This is a genomic window from Mesobacillus jeotgali, assembly GCF_900166585.1.
Lineage (GTDB): Bacteria > Bacillota > Bacilli > Bacillales > Cytobacillaceae > Mesobacillus > Mesobacillus jeotgali_A.
The window spans coordinates 1606311-1623760 of sequence record NZ_FVZC01000009.1 but is presented as its reverse complement, the minus strand read 5'-3'; the positions used below and the strand labels follow the sequence as shown (position 1 = coordinate 1623760).

Genomic DNA, 17450 nt, shown 5'->3' with positions numbered 1-17450 from the left:
CTATGTTAATAAAAGATTAATAGATTGGCATTATAGTAGGAAGCGTAGTAAATAACTTGTCTGGAGGTCTTGTAGTGATTAAAACTAATTTTAAAAAGAAGATTCTTCCGATCGCTGTCCTGTCAACTGTAGCGTTCGGCAGCTTGATGGGTACATTCAATGCAGAAGCGAAAAATGAACAAGCAGATAACCGTGCAGAAATTAAAAATGTGATTTTCTTAATTGGTGACGGAATGGGGGTTTCTTATACATCAGCATACCGTTACTTGAAGGACAACCCAGAAACAGCAATGGCTGAGAGGACGGAATTTGATAAATACCTTGTTGGAACACAGATGACTTATCCTGAAGATCCTAAGCAAAATGTAACTGACTCTGCTTCAGCAGCAACAGCAATGTCTGCAGGAATCAAAACTTATAATGCGGCAATCGCAGTTGATAATGATGGTTCTGAAGTGAAGACAGTTCTGGAAGCTGCCAAGGAAACCGGAAAAGCAACGGGTCTAGTAGCCACTTCGGAAATCACACATGCAACTCCAGCATCTTTTGGTTCACACGATGAAAATCGTAAGAATATGAATGCCATAGCTGATGATTATTATGATGAAATGGTGAATGGCAAACATAAAATTGATGTAATGCTTGGCGGCGGGGTAAGCAACTTTGTACGTCCAGACAGGAACCTGACAGAAGAATTCAAAAAAGACGGTTTTAGTTATGTTACAAACAAAGAAGAGTTGCTGAAAGACACTAATAAACAAGTCCTTGGTCTTTTTGCAAAAGGCGGTATGAACAAAATGATCGACCGCAAAGAAGAAACGCCTTCTCTTGAAGACATGACAAAATCAGCAATAGAACGTCTAAACAAGGATCAAGATGGATTCTTCCTGATGGTAGAAGGTAGCCAGGTAGACTGGGCAGGTCATGACAACGATATTGTAGCTGCAATGAGTGAAATGGAAGACTTCGAGAAAGCATACAAAGCGGCAATCGAATTCGCGAAAAAGGACAAGCACACACTAGTTGTAGCGACTGCTGACCACTCAACTGGCGGATATTCTATCGGTGCTGACGGAATCTACAACTGGTTCGGAGCCCCAATCAAGGCAGCAAAACGCACACCGGATTTCATGGCTGCAGAAATTGCTAACGGTGCAGGTGTAGAAGAAACTTTAAAGAAATATATTGACTTTGCATCAGTGGGCGAACCAGAGCTGACTTCTGAAGAAATTGAATCTGTAAAGACAGTTGCAACAAAAAAAATTGTGGACATTGACAACGCTATAGAAAAGATCTTTGATAAGCGTTCACATACCGGCTGGACCACAGGCGGACACACTGGAGAAGACGTACCTGTGTATGCGTTCGGTCCTGGAAAAGAACGTTTCTTTGGACAAATCGACAACACTGACAATGCTAAAAACATTTTTGATATCCTGGCAAACGGCAAGAGAAAAAAATAAATCCATCACTCCCGCAGAAAACTTGGATCTGCGGGAAGTTTTCTGAAAAGGGGTTATCAAGATGAAAAAATATTTACTTTTGGTGCTGGCTGTTTCAATGCTTTCAGCCTGTTCTTTTGCCGAAGCCGAGACAAAAAAGGAGAGTGCGCCAACTGCAACCCTTGCTGAGAAACTAAAAAAGAAGAATACAGATGTATATGTTCCGAATCCGCAAGTAACAGAGGACGTGAATCTGAAGAAAGCAGGGGATTCTTTAACTGACGAGAAAGGAGAATTAACTCTTAAGCAAGTTAAAGAAGTTAATAAGACCTTTAACCTGAACGAAATTGAATATACAGTAAAGGATGTTAAATTACTGCACTTTGTTCCTGCGTACGGCCTCATTGATTTCTTCCATGCTTATACACATGACGAAGAATTTGATTTTGTAAAAATTGGCGTTGAAGTTAAGAATACTTCAAAGGAAAATTTGCACTTTGGGCCAGTAGCAATGTTAAATATCAATGATACAATCCGTAAAACATGGGAAGATGATTTTTATCTTGAAGAACTTAATGGTGAGATAGTAGCGGGACAAAAGAAGCGAGGAAATCTTGGTTTTATCATTGAAGATATCGAATCCCTTGATAAAGTAGAAATATTGTCTGGGGATTTGGTTGATGATGAAAAAAAGAAAGTCGGGAATCCGGTGAAGATTTTAGTATCTGGAGTAAGTGATGTAAAAAGATAGAAACTTGATGCAATGATTTAAATGTAATGACAAGGGGAAGCCAATAAAATTGGCTTCCCCTTGTTATATAAGACAAAAAATCGACTGAAAAGAAAAATTTCTAAAATGACAGAGAGCGGCAATTAGGTCAGTCATTCTTATTCTTTTAATAATGAAGTTGAAAGCAACATGAGAAAAGATATCCCAATCATGGCTATAACCCAGAGCCAGGCAGATGCCATATCTCCGGACTCAATGGCCATATAGATCGCTGTTGGGGCAGTCTGAGTTCTTCCGGGCAGATTGCCGGCAAACATAAGTGTTGCTCCAAATTCGCCAAGAGCCCTTGCAAAGCTGAGAATCAACCCTGTAACAAGTGTTCTTGATGATAGGGGCAATGTTACATGCCAAAACACTTTAATTTCATTTGCTCCATCTACTCTTGCTGCTTCTTCTGCTCCAGGATCTACTTGAAGGAAACCTGTTTTAGCAGACTGATACATTAAAGGGAAGGCCACAACTGATGCTGCGATTACGGCTGCCCACCAGGTAAACATAATGGTACTGCCAAATAAATTTTCAACCATTCTTCCTATCGGGCTATTTATGCCAAAAATAATGATTAATATAAAACCAACAACAGTTGGGGGGAGAACTAAAGGAAGGGTCAAGAGTGTTTCTACTGCTGTTTTTCCAAAGAAACGTCTTTTTGCCATGAATTTCGCAGAAAAAAGACCGAATATAAAAACAAACACCATGGACATGGATGCAATCTCAACTGACAGTTTGATCGGAGTCCAAAAATCACTGCTCATTAATAATCATTCCAATGCTGCATTAAAGCCATATTTTTTAAGAATTTTCATTGCTTCTTTTCCTTTCAGGAAGTTGAGGAACTTGATTGCTTCTTCCTGATGATTAGTTCCCGCAATGACACCTGCAGGGTAAATGATTGGATCATGTAAGGCTTCATTCTGAAAAGGTATAACCTTTACTTTATCAGAAATCATGGCATCAGTTTTATAAACGATGCCAGCTTCTACATTTCCTGATTCTACATAGGATAGCACCTGGCGGACGTCCTTTGTCGGAATGATTTTTTGTTCGATATCATTCCAGATATGTAAAGAAGTCAGAGCTTGCTTTGCGTACATGCCAGCAGGAACAGTTTCCGGCGTCCCGATAGCAATTCTGGAAACCTCTTGATCTGTTAGTGATTTTAAAGAACGAATGGTTTGGTTATTATTTTTAGTAATCAAAACTAATTCGTTTTTTAGTAGTTTCACATGATTTTTTTGGTCAATAAGTTGTTTCGACATTAAAATATTGAATTGATCCTCAGCTGCGGACACAAATAAATCCACCGGTGCTCCATGGGAGATTTGCTGCTGCAGGGAGCCGGAACCGCCAAAATTGAATACAATTTTTATATCGGGATTCTGTTTCATGAACATATCTCCCGTTTCTTTTAATGCTTCCTGGAGGCTTGAAGCTGCAGATACGGTAAGTTCTTTTTCTTTTGAATGGCTATTGGTCCCGCATCCAGTAATAAAGGTAAACAAAACTGCGAAGAGGAAAATATGTAATTTTCTCAAACAAGGACATCCCCTTAAAAAGCTTTTAATCATTAACAATGGATATAACTGATTATATCGAAATTAGAGCAAAGCTATATAAAGAAAATATCACAAGTTAGTGAAAATATCATTAATTGGGGATAGTGAAAGACAAGGGGGAAAAGAAAAACTGCCAATCGGCAGTTTAGGTAATTCTTATTGGATTTGTCCTGACTTTTGATCAATCTGCCTGAGAACATCCTCAGCTGAAAGACCGTTTGCTTCTATGACAGAACCCTGGGTAACGACATCCTGCATACCCATGACATTTGAATCGATGCCGCTGATGACGCAAAAATCACAGCCCTGTGCATCTGACTCCTGGCGAAGTTCTACAACGTCATAACCTTTTTCACGCAATGCCTCAGAGATATTAGATAAAGATTGTTCTACACCTACTCTAGCCATCCTTCACACCTCCTCACCCATTTAACTTGTCCTCGGAAAGAATAAATTATTCTCTGAGCTTCACAATAATAAATAGAGGCAAAGGAGGTGCAGGTATGTCAAATAAGCGGAAAAAAGATCCCTCAACGATTGGATTGAATTCAAGCCAGGTGGAAGGCCAGGGAACTACGGCAAGTGAAACAGGAAGCAAAGCAGCAGATTCCTCAAGAAGGAAACAGAAAAGAAGCTGATTATTCGAAAGCAAAAACCCCCGGAGGCCATTCCGAGGGTTTTTGGAGATTATACATACATCCCAGCTATTTGCTTCTGCAGTTCTTCGTTTTCAAGATACTCGTCATAAGTCATCTGTTTATCGACTAAGCCGGTAGGCGTGATTTCCATGATTCTGTTCGCAACGGTCTGAACAAACTGATGGTCATGGGACGAAAAGATCATCGAACCCTTAAAGTTAATCATTCCGTTGTTCAAAGCAGTAATGGATTCTAGGTCCAAGTGGTTCGTTGGTTCATCAAGCAGAAGTACGTTCGCACCAGAAAGCATCATTTTGGAAAGCATGCAGCGTACTTTTTCGCCTCCTGAAAGAACGCTGGCTTTCTTCAATACTTCTTCTCCTGAAAAGAGCATACGTCCCAGGAATCCACGTAAGAAGCTCTCGCTGTCATCCTTTGGTGAGAACTGGCGCAGCCAGTCAACCAGTGTCAGGTCGCATCCTTCAAAGTACTCGGAATTGTCTTTTGGAAAATAAGCCTGGGATGTGGTCACTCCCCATTTAAACGTACCACTGTCAGGTTCCATTTCTCCGGTCAGGATTTTGAACAGGGTGGAGATGGCGATTTCGTTTTTCCCAACTAAAGCAATTTTGTCGTCTTTGTTCATAATGAAGCTGATGTTATCCAGCACCTTAACACCATCAACTGTCTTAGTTATCCCATCTACCCTTAGTAAGTCATTGCCGATTTCACGGTCAGGAGTGAATCCGACATATGGATATTTACGAGAAGATGGTCTGATATCATCAAGGGAGATTTTATCCAGCAGTTTTTTACGTGAAGTTGCTTGCTTTGACTTAGAAGCGTTTGCGCTGAATCTAGCAATGAACGCCTGCAATTCTTTGATTTTCTCTTCTTTCTTTTTGTTTGTATCCTGCTGCATTTTCAATGCGAGCTGGCTGGATTCATACCAGAAATCGTAGTTCCCTACATATAGTTGAATTTTGCCGAAGTCCAGGTCCGCAATATGCGTACAAACTTTATTCAAGAAGTGACGGTCGTGGGAAACGACGATTACAGTGTTCTCGAAATTGATGAGGAATTCCTCCAGCCATTGAATCGCAGCGATGTCAAGGTGGTTGGTAGGTTCGTCAAGGAGGAGAACATCCGGTTTGCCGAATAGTGCCTGGGCAAGGAGGACCTTTACCTTTTCGCCGCCGCCAATATCGGCCATTTTCTTAGTATGAAGTTCTTCACCAATTCCAAGACCTTTAAGAAGGATGGCAGCTTCAGACTCCGCTTCCCAACCATTCAATTCAGCGAACTCTCCTTCGAGTTCCGCGGCTTTCATGCCGTCTTCATCAGTAAAATCTTCTTTCATGTAAATTGCATCTTTTTCCTGCATGACTTCATACAAACGCGCATGTCCCATTATGACGACTTTCAATACTTCAACATCTTCATATTCAAAATGATTTTGTTTTAGTACTGCCATACGTTCACCAGGGGTCAGGGAAACATTTCCTGTCTGAGCTTCGATCTCACCTGACAATATTTTAAGGAAAGTGGACTTGCCAGCTCCATTGGCGCCAATCAGCCCGTAACAATTTCCAGGGGTGAATTTAATATTAACATCTTCAAAAAGCTTGCGGTCACCATATCTCAAGCCGACATTTTGAACTGTAATCATTTATTTAGTAGCCTCCAATAATTTATATCCCACAGATTATAACATGTTTAGACCCTGTGAGCGAATTCTTTTATAGGTAAAAGGGTTGGAAGACTACATTTTTTTGGAATTGGTGTTTTCACTGGATGTAAAATGGGAATAGCAGGAGTAGAAAATAGATGGGACAATGTCTTGCCGTTAACATAATTATTATAAGAAGTCTATTGGGAAATTAATGATTTTTTTTATGTTTTAATGTCAATTTTTTTGCTCATTTTCACACATTTTTCATATTTTTCATGTAGAATAATAATAGACAAAGTTGGATAAAAAGGAGTTTTTGAAATGGCTAAAAAGCAGCTGGTTGATTTTGTTAACCGCCTTAAGGAATCAGGGATAAAAGTCAGCTTCACTAAGCCAAAATCAGAATTTTTCTCCCTGCAAGAGACAAAGAAACATCCCACCACTGTAAATTCGCATTAAGAGGCAGACAGACTTTTTCCACCTGCATCTAGCTATTTCAAACAGTTACAAAGAGAAAGTCTGGCCAGTATGTTTATTGAAATAAAAAAAGCGGTGCAGCCACCGCTTTTTTTGTTTTTCTATAGTTCATCCATGATTGCTTTGAAGACTTCATCCTTATTAAAATCCTGGCCCATAGGGAATTTTTTTATAAATTTATTGTTTTCATCAATCAGGTAAGTAAAGGTGCTGTGGACAAAAAAGCCATTTCCTGGGTCTCGGTATTGGAATTTGAAAGTATCGGCAACCTTCTTGATTTTTTGTTGTTCTTCCAAATTTTTGGCTGGATCACCAGTGAGGAAAATCCAATTACCGTCATTTTCAAGACCGAAATTCTCCATATAACTTCTCAATACAGCAGGGCTGTCCCGGTAGGGGTCAATTGTAATCGTTAAAAATTGGACTTTCTTTCCGAATACGTCCTCTTTCACTAAGTCTTTGCGCAGAAGATTCATTTCCTGGGTTGTGGTCGGACAGATATCCGGGCAATGTGTATAAATAAATTCCACTAATTTGATGGTATCCTTATCTTCTCCGAAGGTATATTTTTCTTCGTCCATGGTCAGTAAAGTAATGTCTTCAGGAATTTGTGCATTCGCATCCCTAACCAAAAAGTATGAGATTCCCGATGCAATACCAATTAATACAATAAGTGAGCTAATAAGATAGATTTTTTTCATAGCGCAAGCCTCCCCCTTTATAAGATATAAGAATCTCGGGGAAAATCATATGGACATTGTGTGAACTATGTTAATCTTTTTGGTGAAGCTATTAAGCGAATTTTCTTGCAAAAAAATCATCCAAATCTATAATGATAGTAAAAAATGATTTGGATATAACAGGCATAAAAAGGGGCTATGACCTTGAAAGTGAACAGTTTGGTTCTATACATATTGCAGATTGGCGGCCTTATAGTGATAAATAAGGCAGGCTCTTATATTGTTGAAATTTTTGACCTGCTCATTCCGGGCAATGTATTAGGGATGATCCTTCTTTTCCTGTTGTTATGGCTCAAGATTGTGAAGCTTGAATGGATCGAGGGAGCAGCTAACTTTCTAGTCACGCATTTATCATTCTTTTTTATTTCAATCTCAGTAGGTTTAATGACGCTTGGAGGACTGATTGCCGAAAATGGCATACAGCTTGCAGTGATATTGCTATGCAGTGCCCTAATCGGAATGGCAATAGCTGGAGGAACTTCACATCTTATTGTAAGAGACAGGAGGAGGAAGGAATCAGTAAATGCAGATCACGATTTTTAGTATTCTCATCACCCTATTGGCATACATATTCTCCAGGAAAACTGCAGGCAAATATCAATCGCCGCTTACATCACCGGTATTCTTAAGCACGGTGATGGTCATATCCATTTTGCTGGTACTGAATATACCTTACAAGGAGTATGAAGCAGGAAGCAGGATTATGACGTTCTTCCTCGGTCCAGCTACTGTAGCTCTCGCAGTCCCTTTATACAAACAAAGAAAAGTGATTGGCGCAAACCTGCTGCCTGCGTTGGCAGGGCTATTAGCTGGTACTGCATCAACTATTGCCTCAGCAGTATTGATGGGATATTTGCTAAAATTGACTAACATAGTTTTAGTTTCTTTGACAATAAAATCAATCACCATACCTGTAGCTTCGGAGGTTGCCAGGATTATAGAAGCAGATCCGATTCTTGTGGCCGCCTTCGTGATGATTACTGGGATGACAGGAGCCATGCTCGGCCCGTGGCTTATGAACATCATGAAAATTGATGACCCTTTTTCAAGAGGCCTGGCAATCGGCACAATTGCACATGGAATCGGTACTGCTGAAGCTGCCAGGGAAGGGGAGCTTCAGGGAGCTGTATCCGGGGCAGCAATGGGAATGGCGGCGGTCATTACGTCACTGCTCCTCCCTTTAATCATTCCGATATTTTTATAGAGAAATAAAAGGAAGCTTTTAAGTCAAAAGCTTCCTTTTCTATATATCGATTATCTTCTTAAAACTGATGGATGAATAGCCCCTTGAAATACATTAAATCCGGTTATTAAAAAAACCCTTAAAGTAACCGATGCGCATATCAATACTGCCTGTGATAGCTGTAATCACTCTCTCAATATTAATCGATATTGCAAAACTCAACCGGACAATTCTCACACGCGATTTCTTTTTTGAGGAACACAATGTCATGAATGATTATTCTTTTCTTATCAATGGAAATAATGCCATCATCCCGCAATTCCCCTAGCATTCTGCTTACACTTTCCCTTGCTGTACCACAATAATTAGCGAGATCCTGGTTGGTAATTGCCACATCAATATGGATGCCATCTTCCTTTTTACTGCCATAGCTGTTGCTCAGGCGGATTAAAGTGGAATACAAAGCTCCTTTTTTGCCATGCAGAACAAGATCCCGGAATTTTGTGATGGTCCTGCGGATATGATCGTTCATCCATCGTAGAAACTGATATGCCAGCTGACTATTGTTGAATAAGATGCTTTCAAGGGTTTCGATATTAATTACAGCTGCTTCGCCATCTTCCACCGCTTTTGCGTTGAATAGATACCGAGGCCCAACGGTAAAGAGTGTAAGTTCACCAACAATATCATTTTTCTTGCAAAGCCTTAAGTACAATTCCTTGCCCTCTGCGTTCATTTTGGAAACCTGTACTTTGCCAGAAAGAATGACATATAGCTCTTTAGCTTCATGGCCCTCCCGGAATAAAAAAGACCCTTTTTTAATTTTAATGATTTTTTCGGATGCCTTGATTAGTTCGCTCAACTCATATGTTAAATTATTCATGTTCCCATGGCTGGCCACGCAATCTCCACCTTTTCCGTCCGTTGTTACACCTAATTAAAATGAAATGTAAACAACAGGTCAATAGAGAAAATGTGAACATTCAAATACAGCCTATTTCAAAAAAATGGTTGAATTTGGTTGACAATAGGGAGGGTACGGCGTATTCTATTTTTGAAATCTTTTTTGCATAAGGAGTATGTTTTATGTTAGGTGTCGTTCTTAACTAACCGTTAATTTCATACGGTCAATCCAGTTTTTAAAGAGCCTTTGTGAAGGTTTATTTAATTATGGCCTGGATTGGATGTTAAGAACAATGAACATAGAAGCATGCTTGATATTTATGAGCAGAAGCTGTGTGCAAATACACAGCTTTTTTTCGTAATAATGTGCTCGCAGCCTAGCTGTGAGCAATTTAAGCCGCTTTGGACTTGTCCATTGCGGCTTATTTTATTTTAAGGAGGAATATACCATGAACGAACAAACTTTTACACTTCTTGGTTATAACAGGATTAGGGAAACCGTGGCAGGTTATGCTTTAACAGAATCAGGACGTAAGAAAGCATTTGAAATGGCACCATCAACGAATGTTAAACAGATAAATTCCTGGCATGCGGAAATTTTAGAGGCAAACCAGATTTTAAATATCAGCTCTAGTGTTCCGATTCACGGTCTTGAAGGTATGGAAGTGGTTATGAAAGGTTTTAACAAGGGCATTCCACTGCGAGTAGACCAGTTGGTACAGCTGCATTCATTCCTTGACAGCTGCAGCAAGCTTAAGCGGTTTATGAAGGATAAAGAGTTTTGTGCTCCTAAAGTTTCAGCATATGTCTATAGTATCGAGGAGCTGCCTGAACTGGCTTCTGAAATACAGCGATGTATCCGCAATGGCCAAATTGATGATTACGCTTCAAAAGAACTCTTGAAAGTTCGGAAACAAATAGGGATCCAGGAGGAGCGCTTGAAAGAAAAACTAAACCAATTGCTGAAATCTGCCAAGATGAAGCCGTTTTTGCAGGAAGCAGTCGTCAGTCAGAGGAATGGAAGGTATGTAATACCTGTCAAAAAGGAATATCGAGGAAAGATTAAGGGATCTTTGCTCGATACATCCGCATCAGGTTCTACTCTATTTATTGAACCTGAAGAGATCGGCTCGTTCCAGGACCAGATGGAGTGGCTCCTGTTTGAGGAACAGGCAGAAGTGGAGAAAGTCATATTTGTCCTTACTGGCCTCGCAGAAGCTAAAGAAAAAGAAATACGACTAGCAATAGAAACGATGGTTCATTACGATTTTTTATTCTCCAAAGCAAAGTATTGCCGATCAATAGATGCAAAGAAAGTCAAGATTGTGGAAGAGCAAATGATCGATTACAAAGAGGCTCGTCTTCCTCTTCTTGGCGCGAATGCAGTTCCATTAACTATAGAAATCGGGACCGATTACCACGCACTTGTAATTACTGGTCCAAATACTGGCGGAAAAACTGTATCTATTAAGACGGCAGGATTACTCGTTTTAATGTCACAGAGCGGATTGCTCCTCCCAGTTAGTGAGGGAAGTGTATCAGGAATTTTCCATAAAGTCCTTGTGGACATTGGTGATGGGCAAAGCATTGAACAAAATTTAAGTACCTTTAGTTCGAGGATTGTGAACATCATTGATATTTTAGAACAAGCAAATGACAGGTCTCTTATCCTGCTCGATGAGTTGGGCTCAGGTACCGATCCGGGAGAAGGGATGGGGCTGGCAACATCTATACTGGAAACCCTGAACAATAAGGGTGCAACTATATTTGCCACAACACACTATAGCGAAATCAAGGAATTTGCAGATGCACATGAAGATTTTATGAATGGCTCAATGGAATTCGATTTGGAGACATTGAAGCCGACCTATCGGCTGCGCATTGGAAGAGGCGGCGAAAGCCAGGCGTTTGCCATTGCACTTAAGTTAGGAGTCCATCCAAAATTAATAGAACGCGCTCATATGATCACATACAAATCAGAGAAGAATTATACTGAATTATTCGAGGATGCCAAAGAATTAAATAAACTTGATAAGCAAATTCTTGTAAATAAGCATAAAAGAAAAAAACCGGCAGCTGTCAAAAAAACAGTTACCCACTTCGAAATGGGAGATAGCGTATACGTTACAAGTTCAGGAGAGCTTGGAGTAGTTTACAAAGGACCTGACAATAGTGGAAATTATATTGTCCAGCTGAGGGACGGCAAAATAGAAATGAATTATAAACGTCTAAAACTAAATATTCCCGCGGCAGAACTTTACCCAGAAGACTATGATTTCAATATTATATTTGAAACGAAGGAGCACCGGAAGCTATTGAATCAAATGGATAAAAAGCATATCGAAGAAAGTATTGTTCGCGAGGAATGATAGATTCTAAAGACGTTCAAGATTAGGAAAGAGTTTTATGATAAAGGCCCAGGAATTAGATTTGATCAGAAAAGGAATAAATCAATCTGGGACGACATCTTAATTCGGGCTAAATTCCGGGTACGTAATATGGTTATGATTCAGCCAAAGACACGCTGTGTTCAGACAAATTGACGGTATCCATTCTTAGGTTTGCCCGAAGTCAGCTCTGGTTCAGACAAAAAGACGGCGTCTCCAATGGGGGTTTATCCAAAGTCAGCCTAGGTTTAGCAAAAGTGGCGGATCTCTTCAATGAGTTTTGTCCGAAGTCCCCCAGAGGAGTATTTTGCTTTTTAGACGTGTTACCTAGGGGAAACCCCCTATTAGTTTTTATAAAATTGACAATGAAATGATTACAAACCGCTTAATATCTATATTGGAAACGCTTCAAAATTAGTCATAAACAGTTCATCAGATTTGGTATTAACAAACTGTTTGATCAAGTATAAGATTAAACCAACAATAAAAAAATGTGATTTATTTCACATACGAAGTGGGGTCTTAAACTTGAGCACACAGCCTATTGAGATTGCCATAAGCTATGCTTTGAAAAAGAAAGATTATTTAAGGGAATCAAAATTGAAGTATTTGTTGAGAGCAGCACTTGCGGGGGTATATGTAGGTTTCGGCCTCATGGTTTCATATAGGCTCGGGGAGTATTTTTTTGATGTGCATTCACCAGCTACACCAATCGTAAGTTCTATATTTTTTGGTTTGGCTCTTGTCCTCATTTTATACGGCGGCGGCGAGCTTTTTACTAGCAATACCATGTTGATGACGATAGGTTCACTCAAAAAAGCTACGTCATGGAAGGATACATTGGAAAATTGGATTGCTTGTTATACAGGGAACATGGCAGGTGCTATTTTATTTGGTGTGTTCATCATGTTATCGGGAATTTTTGGAGCTCCTGAAAAAACTCAGTATATGATGGAAACAGTAAGCATGAAAATGAATACCCCAGCCTATCAATTATTTATTCGGGGAATACTTTGTAATTGGCTCGTATGTCTGGCGGTTTGGGTCCCCTTCAATATCAAAAGGGATGGGGCGAAGATTGGTGTAACGATGTTGCTTGTGTTTGCTTTCGTTGTTTCTGGCTTTGAGCATAGTGTTGCTAACATGGTTCTCTTTTCAATTGCACTGCTTGTTGAACACCCTGAAACCATTAGTATTTCAGGAGGCATTTACAATCTTGTGGCGGTTACAATTGGGAATATAATCGGAGGGGCATTTTTTGTTGGAACTCTTTATGTTTATTTGGATGCCAAAAAGAAAGTGAAAAACCAAAAACAATTGGAAACCAGTTCAATGTATGGGCAAAGGACACTTAAGCAATACTCATAAAAATAGCAAAAATCCGCGGCTGCTCCGTGGATTTTTGCTATTTATGTACCTGATTTCCTTATCCTTTAAAGGAATTAAGGATCCATTCTCCAAGTACTCCGCCTAAATAAACGCCGACAATTCCAAGTACTCCTGCCAGTACTGGCGGGGCAGGAAGCGGAAGCTTGAGGAATTTAAATAAGATTCCAACAATTAAACCAGCAACTAAACTCAAGATTATTTCTCTCATAATTTTCACCGCCTCAAATGGCCAGATGGATAAACTAAACGAGTGAGCAGACGTCTGATCACCAAAAACAACAATATTTTAACATGACATCTTCAAAATGAAAACGCTTTATTTTATGCTTTTATTTTGTATAAAAGGAAATTATCTATTCTTATATTAAAATAGTGGTAAAATATAACTCTATAAATCGTCAGCATGGAGGATTCAGATGGAGAAGAAAGTTAAGCGGGATATCCTTACGCTTCAGGGATTTTATCTATTTGTCTTTTTTGGGATTGGAAGTCTTTTTCCATTATTAAGTGTTTATTTAAGTGAAGTGGAGAAATTGAATGGCTATCAGATTGGTCTCATTTTATCAATTGGCCCCGTAGTCATGATCTTTTTCCAGCCTTTCTGGGGAATGCTTGCCGACATGAAAAATATTCATAATCGGCTGTTGACGATAACGACATCGATCACCGGATTTGCTGCTTTGGGTTATCTGTTATTCGAAGAATTTCTTTTGTTTTTAATTGTCGCAACCTTTCTGGCCATTTTTCAAAGTGCCATCATTCCTTTATCTGATAGTATTTCTTTAAAATATACAAGCAATGCTGGTGTTAATTATGGAAACGTCAGGTTGTTCGGTTCACTTGGCTTCGGGCTGGCTGTGTTTGTTATGGGTAGATTATCTGAATGGAATCCCCAGGTGATTTTTTACGCATTTTTCCTGACTTTAGTGATTGCTGCCTTGTTTTCAAAAAAAATGCCTAAAGAATCTTATGACAGGCCAAATAGCCTTTTATCTGGGATGAAAGATTTAATTAAGATGAAGAAGTTCCTGGTTTTCCTTGGTGTGACATTTATGATTTTTGGTCCTAATCTTGCCAATAATTTTTATTTCAGTTTGTTTGTAGAAGATAGAGGAGGGACCTATACAGGTATTGGCATCGCATTTCTTATTGCAGTGTTATCAGAAATTCCGTTCATGAAGGCTGCCGGAAGCTGGATTCACAGATTGGGTCTTCTCCAAGTTGCTTTAATTGCTTCACTAGTCTCGTTAATCAGATGGGTTTTTTATTTTACGGAGCCGGCATTGGCTCTTATCTATGCATCCGCTGTAATACAGGGATTCTCGCTTGGTTTATTTATTCCGGCAGGTTTACAGTATATTCGCGATATTACCCCTTCTCATATCACGGCCACTGCTGTTACTATTTACTCCGCTGTTGGGAATGGTCTCGGTAACTGGTTCTTCACATTCATTGGCGGAGTGATTTTTGAAGAATTTAGCATATATGTTGTCTATCTGTTCTTTGCTGCTTTGACTTTAGTAGGCGTCTTGCTGACAGTCTGGCTTCTGCAAGATGATAAAAGAACGTCTGCTGAGACAAGCATTCAGTAATGAACTCCCCTTCCTATTTGGAGGGGGTTTTTGTTCATATATCAGGGCTAAAGAAAAAAGACAAATCTTTCGTATCCCTTACCAGCTTTACATCTTTAAGAATTGAGAAGTATGGTTTATATATTTAAGCAAAAAATAACCGGAGTAAACGAAAGGAGGGATTTTTGTGGCAAAAGATAAAAATAAGGATGCAGGAATAGCCGGGAGAATGTATGATACATCGGACTATCAAAAGAAAGATGAACTTTCAAACGGACTTGCAATGACCCACGAACAAGCCAGTGATAGCTATGTGGAGGGCGAAGTAGGCGGTTTAATAGAACGCTCTTCCGGTGGAGACGAAGAGTTGAACAGAAGGGGCTACCAGTAAGGGAAGGAGGGTATTCTAGTGTCTGAAAAAGGTGAGTTCCAATCGAATGGTGAACAATATAAAATGCCAGATGCACTTAAGAAAAAGAAAGACTTTGTGTACAGGGTAGGCTATACGTCCAGTACTGGAAACCAAACGAATAACGAAGAGGAACCTGTAAAAAGGACTGATCTTTAAGAGACTGCTCTTAAACTGTTATATGGCTGCATAGATAAAAGCACATCCAAAGCGGATGTGCTTTTATTGAAAGAGGATTTGTACATTTAAAGTTTTCCGCGTCGAATCACTTTGTTGGGGGTAAGGGTGCCTTTCTTTAGATAGACAAATCCTCCTTCAAGTGCAGAGCCAATGACAAGCTTAGAAGATGCTGAAAGAACTTTCATGTTCAATCCCTCCTAATGGAAATTGGCTTGCAATTATAATTTACCCCTTCAAAATGCTGTTAAACCCTAAAAGGCTTACCAGGCATCATAGGGATTCAGTGCCTGAGAACTGGCTTTTTCCGCTGCAGCCTGTGTAGCGAAGAGAGCATCATCATCCTCTATAACATGAAATGTTTCGTTCAAGAAAAGAGCCAGTGCTTTGGGATCTTTGGGATGCTGAACAATTTCCCCAGCCTTGATATTCGCAACAGAAGGTACATGAGGGTTCCGATAAATAACATATACTTCATCGCCTGTTTTTAAATTTTTTGGATCAATCAAATCCAAGCTAAAAATCTCCTTTCTTTCATTCAGTTATTGAAAAATATTAAAGGTTTTCGTTTTGTTGTTTTATTTCATCACCGGTAAGAATAATATTCCCCGCTTCAACATTCCGGTGTTCATCTACAGATCCACCAGGCACAAACCTTTGATTTGGTGTATAGGAAGATTTAAGCGTTTTTTTGCTGCTTTCATCTTTATTTGAAATCATAATCTCACCCCCTGGTTCTTATAGTTTTTGTAAACGAAAATAGGTTATACCGGCAAATTATCCTAAAACGATAATGGAAAAGTCATTATATAGACACAAATGTAAGGGTTTACATTTAGTATCGGTGGTATAATAAGAGTGTAAGAAGAAAGTCATTAACATCTTAGGAGGCTCAACCAATTGTGTTCGTTCCGTAGTGAACGAAAAAGGATTATTCCCATAGGAAAGAAAGCTTATCATCATAATGTCAGAATCACTCGCCGCAGGAGCGTTTTCCCAATAATACTGCCAGTCAAATCTGTTTTCCTTTAATCGGTTCAATTCAGATGGCAAAGAGTAAAATTTCCGCCTATTCATTATTGATACGCTGAAAAAAAGCTCTTAACCAAAAGAGTATTCACTAGGTTTCTGAATACTTGGGAAAGAACAGGTAAAGGGAGGTCAAACAGGAAATTTGCCCAACAGTTATTAGGTGAAGACATTCCTTGCAGACTTTAACCATTGGAATGGTAAGTAAGGATGCGTGGTGAAAAGGAGGATATGGCTGATCACTTCCCAGGGGAATAATGAGTCTCTCGGTGATTATACCGAATCATGTGTTTGTTAAGGGTCATCATAAAAGGGGTAAACTTTTTATGAAAAGAACCTTTATATACGGAACAAGCACACATCGGCTATAGTAGGAGAAGTTTTATACAACTCAATAGTTCCAAAAAGTTTTGGGCTGATGCTGGTTGGGTCTCCTAAGATGTTAAAAAAAGCTCTTAAAATGAGCTTCTTTTTTTTGTCATAAATACCACAACTTATTTCTGACTGATGATCTCAAAAAATCCATTGAAATATCTTTTTAAATGAAATGTTTCTTTGAAATTATCAAGCCGGCTTTAACAAAATCTATTTGATAAATCGGCTAGGTGCACTGCTTGATAGGGTAAGCACTTCATTAGCGTTAATAGGGATGGATCATGGCGAGCTGCGCACAGTAACTATGCGATGGAATGAAAATTCAGTCTCTCTCCACCAACTAAATGAAAAGACTGAAGGTAAAGATGAGTTTTCACTCAGTTTGCCTTCAGTCCTTTGCGCCTTATTCAAAAAGTGCTATTTTAAAATTGTACCTTATACTGTCTTCTATTCCTCTTTTTTGGATAAGCAGCGATCACATTCCATCAGGTAGGATTCTGCTTGCTCGTGCATTCCTTCCCCACATTCTGGGCAAACCTTCTTAGGCAAATTGCGAAAAAACTCAACCGGACTCATCATTATTAAAACTCCTCCTTTTATAATACAATTTATGTTTTACTTAACCTGTTATAGTACAGTATAAACATAATTACGCAATTTGTGTAGACTTTTTTAAAAAATTTTTAAAATGGATGTTTATAATATTCCTTCC

At 39.3% G+C, this 17450-nt stretch carries 21 protein-coding genes; 11 read left to right on the top strand and 10 right to left on the bottom strand.

Annotated features, from left to right (window positions below; translation table 11 throughout):
- The first annotated feature begins 74 nt into the window (after nucleotides 1–74).
- Both B5X77_RS18205 and B5X77_RS18200 read left to right on the top strand, forming a co-directional pair.
- Nucleotides 75–1463, top strand: a complete 1389-nt coding sequence (locus B5X77_RS18205) for an alkaline phosphatase (protein ID WP_306807376.1) — start codon at nucleotides 75–77, stop codon at nucleotides 1461–1463.
- Nucleotides 1464–1524: 61 nt separating this feature from the next.
- Entirely contained in the window at nucleotides 1525–2193 is a 669-nt protein-coding gene (locus B5X77_RS18200) for a DUF4352 domain-containing protein (protein ID WP_079509350.1), read from the top strand.
- 137 nt (nucleotides 2194–2330) lie between these two features.
- Here the strand turns inward: B5X77_RS18200 and modB are convergent, their stop codons facing one another.
- From modB to B5X77_RS18185, 3 genes are all read right to left on the bottom strand, one after another.
- Nucleotides 2331–2987 carry a molybdate ABC transporter permease subunit gene (modB, locus tag B5X77_RS18195; protein WP_079509349.1) on the bottom strand — a complete coding sequence of 219 codons (657 nt, stop codon included), beginning with the start codon at nucleotides 2985–2987 and terminating at the stop codon, nucleotides 2331–2333.
- A 6-nt stretch (nucleotides 2988–2993) separates the two neighbouring features.
- Nucleotides 2994–3767: a molybdate ABC transporter substrate-binding protein gene (modA, locus tag B5X77_RS18190; protein WP_257391854.1), complete on the bottom strand. Its 774-nt coding sequence runs from the start codon at nucleotides 3765–3767 to the stop codon at nucleotides 2994–2996.
- 177 nt (nucleotides 3768–3944) lie between these two features.
- On the bottom strand, nucleotides 3945–4196 hold the full coding sequence (locus B5X77_RS18185) for a YkuS family protein (RefSeq protein WP_079509348.1): 252 nt from the start codon (nucleotides 4194–4196) through the stop codon (nucleotides 3945–3947).
- 95 nt (nucleotides 4197–4291) lie between these two features.
- Between B5X77_RS18185 and B5X77_RS18180 the strand changes: the two genes are divergently transcribed.
- Nucleotides 4292–4426: a YuzL family protein gene (locus B5X77_RS18180; RefSeq protein ID WP_079509347.1), complete on the top strand. Its 135-nt coding sequence runs from the start codon at nucleotides 4292–4294 to the stop codon at nucleotides 4424–4426.
- Nucleotides 4427–4475: 49 nt separating this feature from the next.
- On the opposite strand, the gene B5X77_RS18175 is transcribed toward B5X77_RS18180, so the two are convergent.
- Nucleotides 4476–6095 carry an ABC-F family ATP-binding cassette domain-containing protein gene (locus B5X77_RS18175; protein WP_079509346.1) on the bottom strand — a complete coding sequence of 540 codons (1620 nt, stop codon included), beginning with the start codon at nucleotides 6093–6095 and terminating at the stop codon, nucleotides 4476–4478.
- Nucleotides 6096–6419: 324 nt separating this feature from the next.
- Here B5X77_RS18175 and B5X77_RS23470 point away from each other — a divergent pair, with 324 nt between their 5' ends.
- Complete coding sequence (locus B5X77_RS23470; RefSeq protein WP_176167369.1) at nucleotides 6420–6557, top strand: hypothetical protein; 138 nt, start codon at nucleotides 6420–6422, stop codon at nucleotides 6555–6557.
- A gap of 119 nt (nucleotides 6558–6676) precedes the next feature.
- Here the strand turns inward: B5X77_RS23470 and B5X77_RS18170 are convergent, their stop codons facing one another.
- Complete coding sequence (locus B5X77_RS18170; RefSeq protein WP_079509345.1) at nucleotides 6677–7276, bottom strand: SCO family protein; 600 nt, start codon at nucleotides 7274–7276, stop codon at nucleotides 6677–6679.
- Between the two features lie 189 nt (nucleotides 7277–7465).
- On the opposite strand from B5X77_RS18170, the gene B5X77_RS18165 reads away from it, so the two are divergent.
- Nucleotides 7466–7858, top strand: coding sequence for a CidA/LrgA family protein (locus B5X77_RS18165; RefSeq protein WP_257391895.1), 393 nt, complete (start codon nucleotides 7466–7468; stop codon nucleotides 7856–7858).
- Nucleotides 7839–8519, top strand: a complete 681-nt coding sequence (locus tag B5X77_RS18160) for an LrgB family protein (protein WP_079509343.1) — start codon at nucleotides 7839–7841, stop codon at nucleotides 8517–8519. The genes B5X77_RS18165 and B5X77_RS18160 overlap by 20 nt, the downstream gene beginning before the upstream one ends.
- Nucleotides 8520–8697: 178 nt before the next feature.
- On the opposite strand, the gene B5X77_RS18155 is transcribed toward B5X77_RS18160, so the two are convergent.
- Nucleotides 8698–9381, bottom strand: coding sequence for a Crp/Fnr family transcriptional regulator (locus tag B5X77_RS18155; RefSeq protein WP_079510292.1), 684 nt, complete (start codon nucleotides 9379–9381; stop codon nucleotides 8698–8700).
- Between the two features lie 469 nt (nucleotides 9382–9850).
- On the opposite strand from B5X77_RS18155, the gene B5X77_RS18150 reads away from it, so the two are divergent.
- Nucleotides 9851–11770: an endonuclease MutS2 gene (locus tag B5X77_RS18150; protein WP_079509342.1), complete on the top strand. Its 1920-nt coding sequence runs from the start codon at nucleotides 9851–9853 to the stop codon at nucleotides 11768–11770.
- 546 nt (nucleotides 11771–12316) lie between these two features.
- Nucleotides 12317–13156 (top strand): formate/nitrite transporter family protein, encoded by an 840-nt coding sequence (locus B5X77_RS18145; protein WP_079509341.1) that lies wholly within the window; start codon nucleotides 12317–12319, stop codon nucleotides 13154–13156.
- Between the two features lie 58 nt (nucleotides 13157–13214).
- On the opposite strand, the gene B5X77_RS18140 is transcribed toward B5X77_RS18145, so the two are convergent.
- Nucleotides 13215–13385, bottom strand: a complete 171-nt coding sequence (locus tag B5X77_RS18140; protein WP_079509340.1) for a XapX domain-containing protein — start codon at nucleotides 13383–13385, stop codon at nucleotides 13215–13217.
- Between the two features lie 208 nt (nucleotides 13386–13593).
- On the opposite strand from B5X77_RS18140, the gene B5X77_RS18135 reads away from it, so the two are divergent.
- The 3 genes from B5X77_RS18135 (at nucleotide 13594) to B5X77_RS23465 (ending at nucleotide 15316) form a co-directional block, all read left to right on the top strand.
- On the top strand, nucleotides 13594–14769 hold the full coding sequence (locus B5X77_RS18135; protein ID WP_079509339.1) for an MFS transporter: 1176 nt from the start codon (nucleotides 13594–13596) through the stop codon (nucleotides 14767–14769).
- 166 nt (nucleotides 14770–14935) lie between these two features.
- Nucleotides 14936–15139: a YozQ family protein gene (locus B5X77_RS18130; RefSeq protein WP_257391853.1), complete on the top strand. Its 204-nt coding sequence runs from the start codon at nucleotides 14936–14938 to the stop codon at nucleotides 15137–15139.
- An 18-nt stretch (nucleotides 15140–15157) separates the two neighbouring features.
- On the top strand, nucleotides 15158–15316 hold the full coding sequence (locus B5X77_RS23465) for a hypothetical protein (RefSeq protein ID WP_176167295.1): 159 nt from the start codon (nucleotides 15158–15160) through the stop codon (nucleotides 15314–15316).
- Between the two features lie 281 nt (nucleotides 15317–15597).
- On the opposite strand, the gene B5X77_RS18125 is transcribed toward B5X77_RS23465, so the two are convergent.
- The 3 genes from B5X77_RS18125 to yhfH form a co-directional block, all read right to left on the bottom strand.
- Nucleotides 15598–15849, bottom strand: a complete 252-nt coding sequence (locus tag B5X77_RS18125; RefSeq protein ID WP_079509338.1) for a transcriptional regulator SplA domain-containing protein — start codon at nucleotides 15847–15849, stop codon at nucleotides 15598–15600.
- 40 nt (nucleotides 15850–15889) lie between these two features.
- Entirely contained in the window at nucleotides 15890–16054 is a 165-nt protein-coding gene (locus tag B5X77_RS23460) for a hypothetical protein (protein ID WP_176167368.1), read from the bottom strand.
- Between the two features lie 1131 nt (nucleotides 16055–17185).
- The gene (gene yhfH / locus B5X77_RS18120; RefSeq protein ID WP_079509337.1) at nucleotides 17186–17320 is read right to left on the bottom strand and encodes a protein YhfH; all 135 of its coding nucleotides are present in this window, start codon (nucleotides 17318–17320) and stop codon (nucleotides 17186–17188) included.
- Nucleotides 17321–17450 lie beyond the last annotated feature (130 nt).

Coding starts and splice junctions, on each gene's coding strand:
- B5X77_RS18200 (WP_079509350.1), top strand. CDS start 1,525: ATGAAAAAATATTTACTTTTGGTGCTGGCTGTTTCAATGCTTTCAGCC.
- modB (WP_079509349.1), bottom strand. CDS start 2,987: ATGAGCAGTGATTTTTGGACTCCGATCAAACTGTCAGTTGAGATTGCA.
- B5X77_RS18185 (WP_079509348.1), bottom strand. CDS start 4,196: ATGGCTAGAGTAGGTGTAGAACAATCTTTATCTAATATCTCTGAGGCA.
- B5X77_RS18180 (WP_079509347.1), top strand. CDS start 4,292: ATGTCAAATAAGCGGAAAAAAGATCCCTCAACGATTGGATTGAATTCA.
- B5X77_RS18175 (WP_079509346.1), bottom strand. CDS start 6,095: ATGATTACAGTTCAAAATGTCGGCTTGAGATATGGTGACCGCAAGCTT.
- B5X77_RS23470 (WP_176167369.1), top strand. CDS start 6,420: ATGGCTAAAAAGCAGCTGGTTGATTTTGTTAACCGCCTTAAGGAATCA.
- B5X77_RS18170 (WP_079509345.1), bottom strand. CDS start 7,276: ATGAAAAAAATCTATCTTATTAGCTCACTTATTGTATTAATTGGTATT.
- B5X77_RS18160 (WP_079509343.1), top strand. CDS start 7,839: ATGCAGATCACGATTTTTAGTATTCTCATCACCCTATTGGCATACATA.
- B5X77_RS18155 (WP_079510292.1), bottom strand. CDS start 9,381: ATGAATAATTTAACATATGAGTTGAGCGAACTAATCAAGGCATCCGAA.
- B5X77_RS18150 (WP_079509342.1), top strand. CDS start 9,851: ATGAACGAACAAACTTTTACACTTCTTGGTTATAACAGGATTAGGGAA.
- B5X77_RS18140 (WP_079509340.1), bottom strand. CDS start 13,385: ATGAGAGAAATAATCTTGAGTTTAGTTGCTGGTTTAATTGTTGGAATC.
- B5X77_RS18135 (WP_079509339.1), top strand. CDS start 13,594: ATGGAGAAGAAAGTTAAGCGGGATATCCTTACGCTTCAGGGATTTTAT.
- B5X77_RS23460 (WP_176167368.1), bottom strand. CDS start 16,054: ATGATTTCAAATAAAGATGAAAGCAGCAAAAAAACGCTTAAATCTTCC.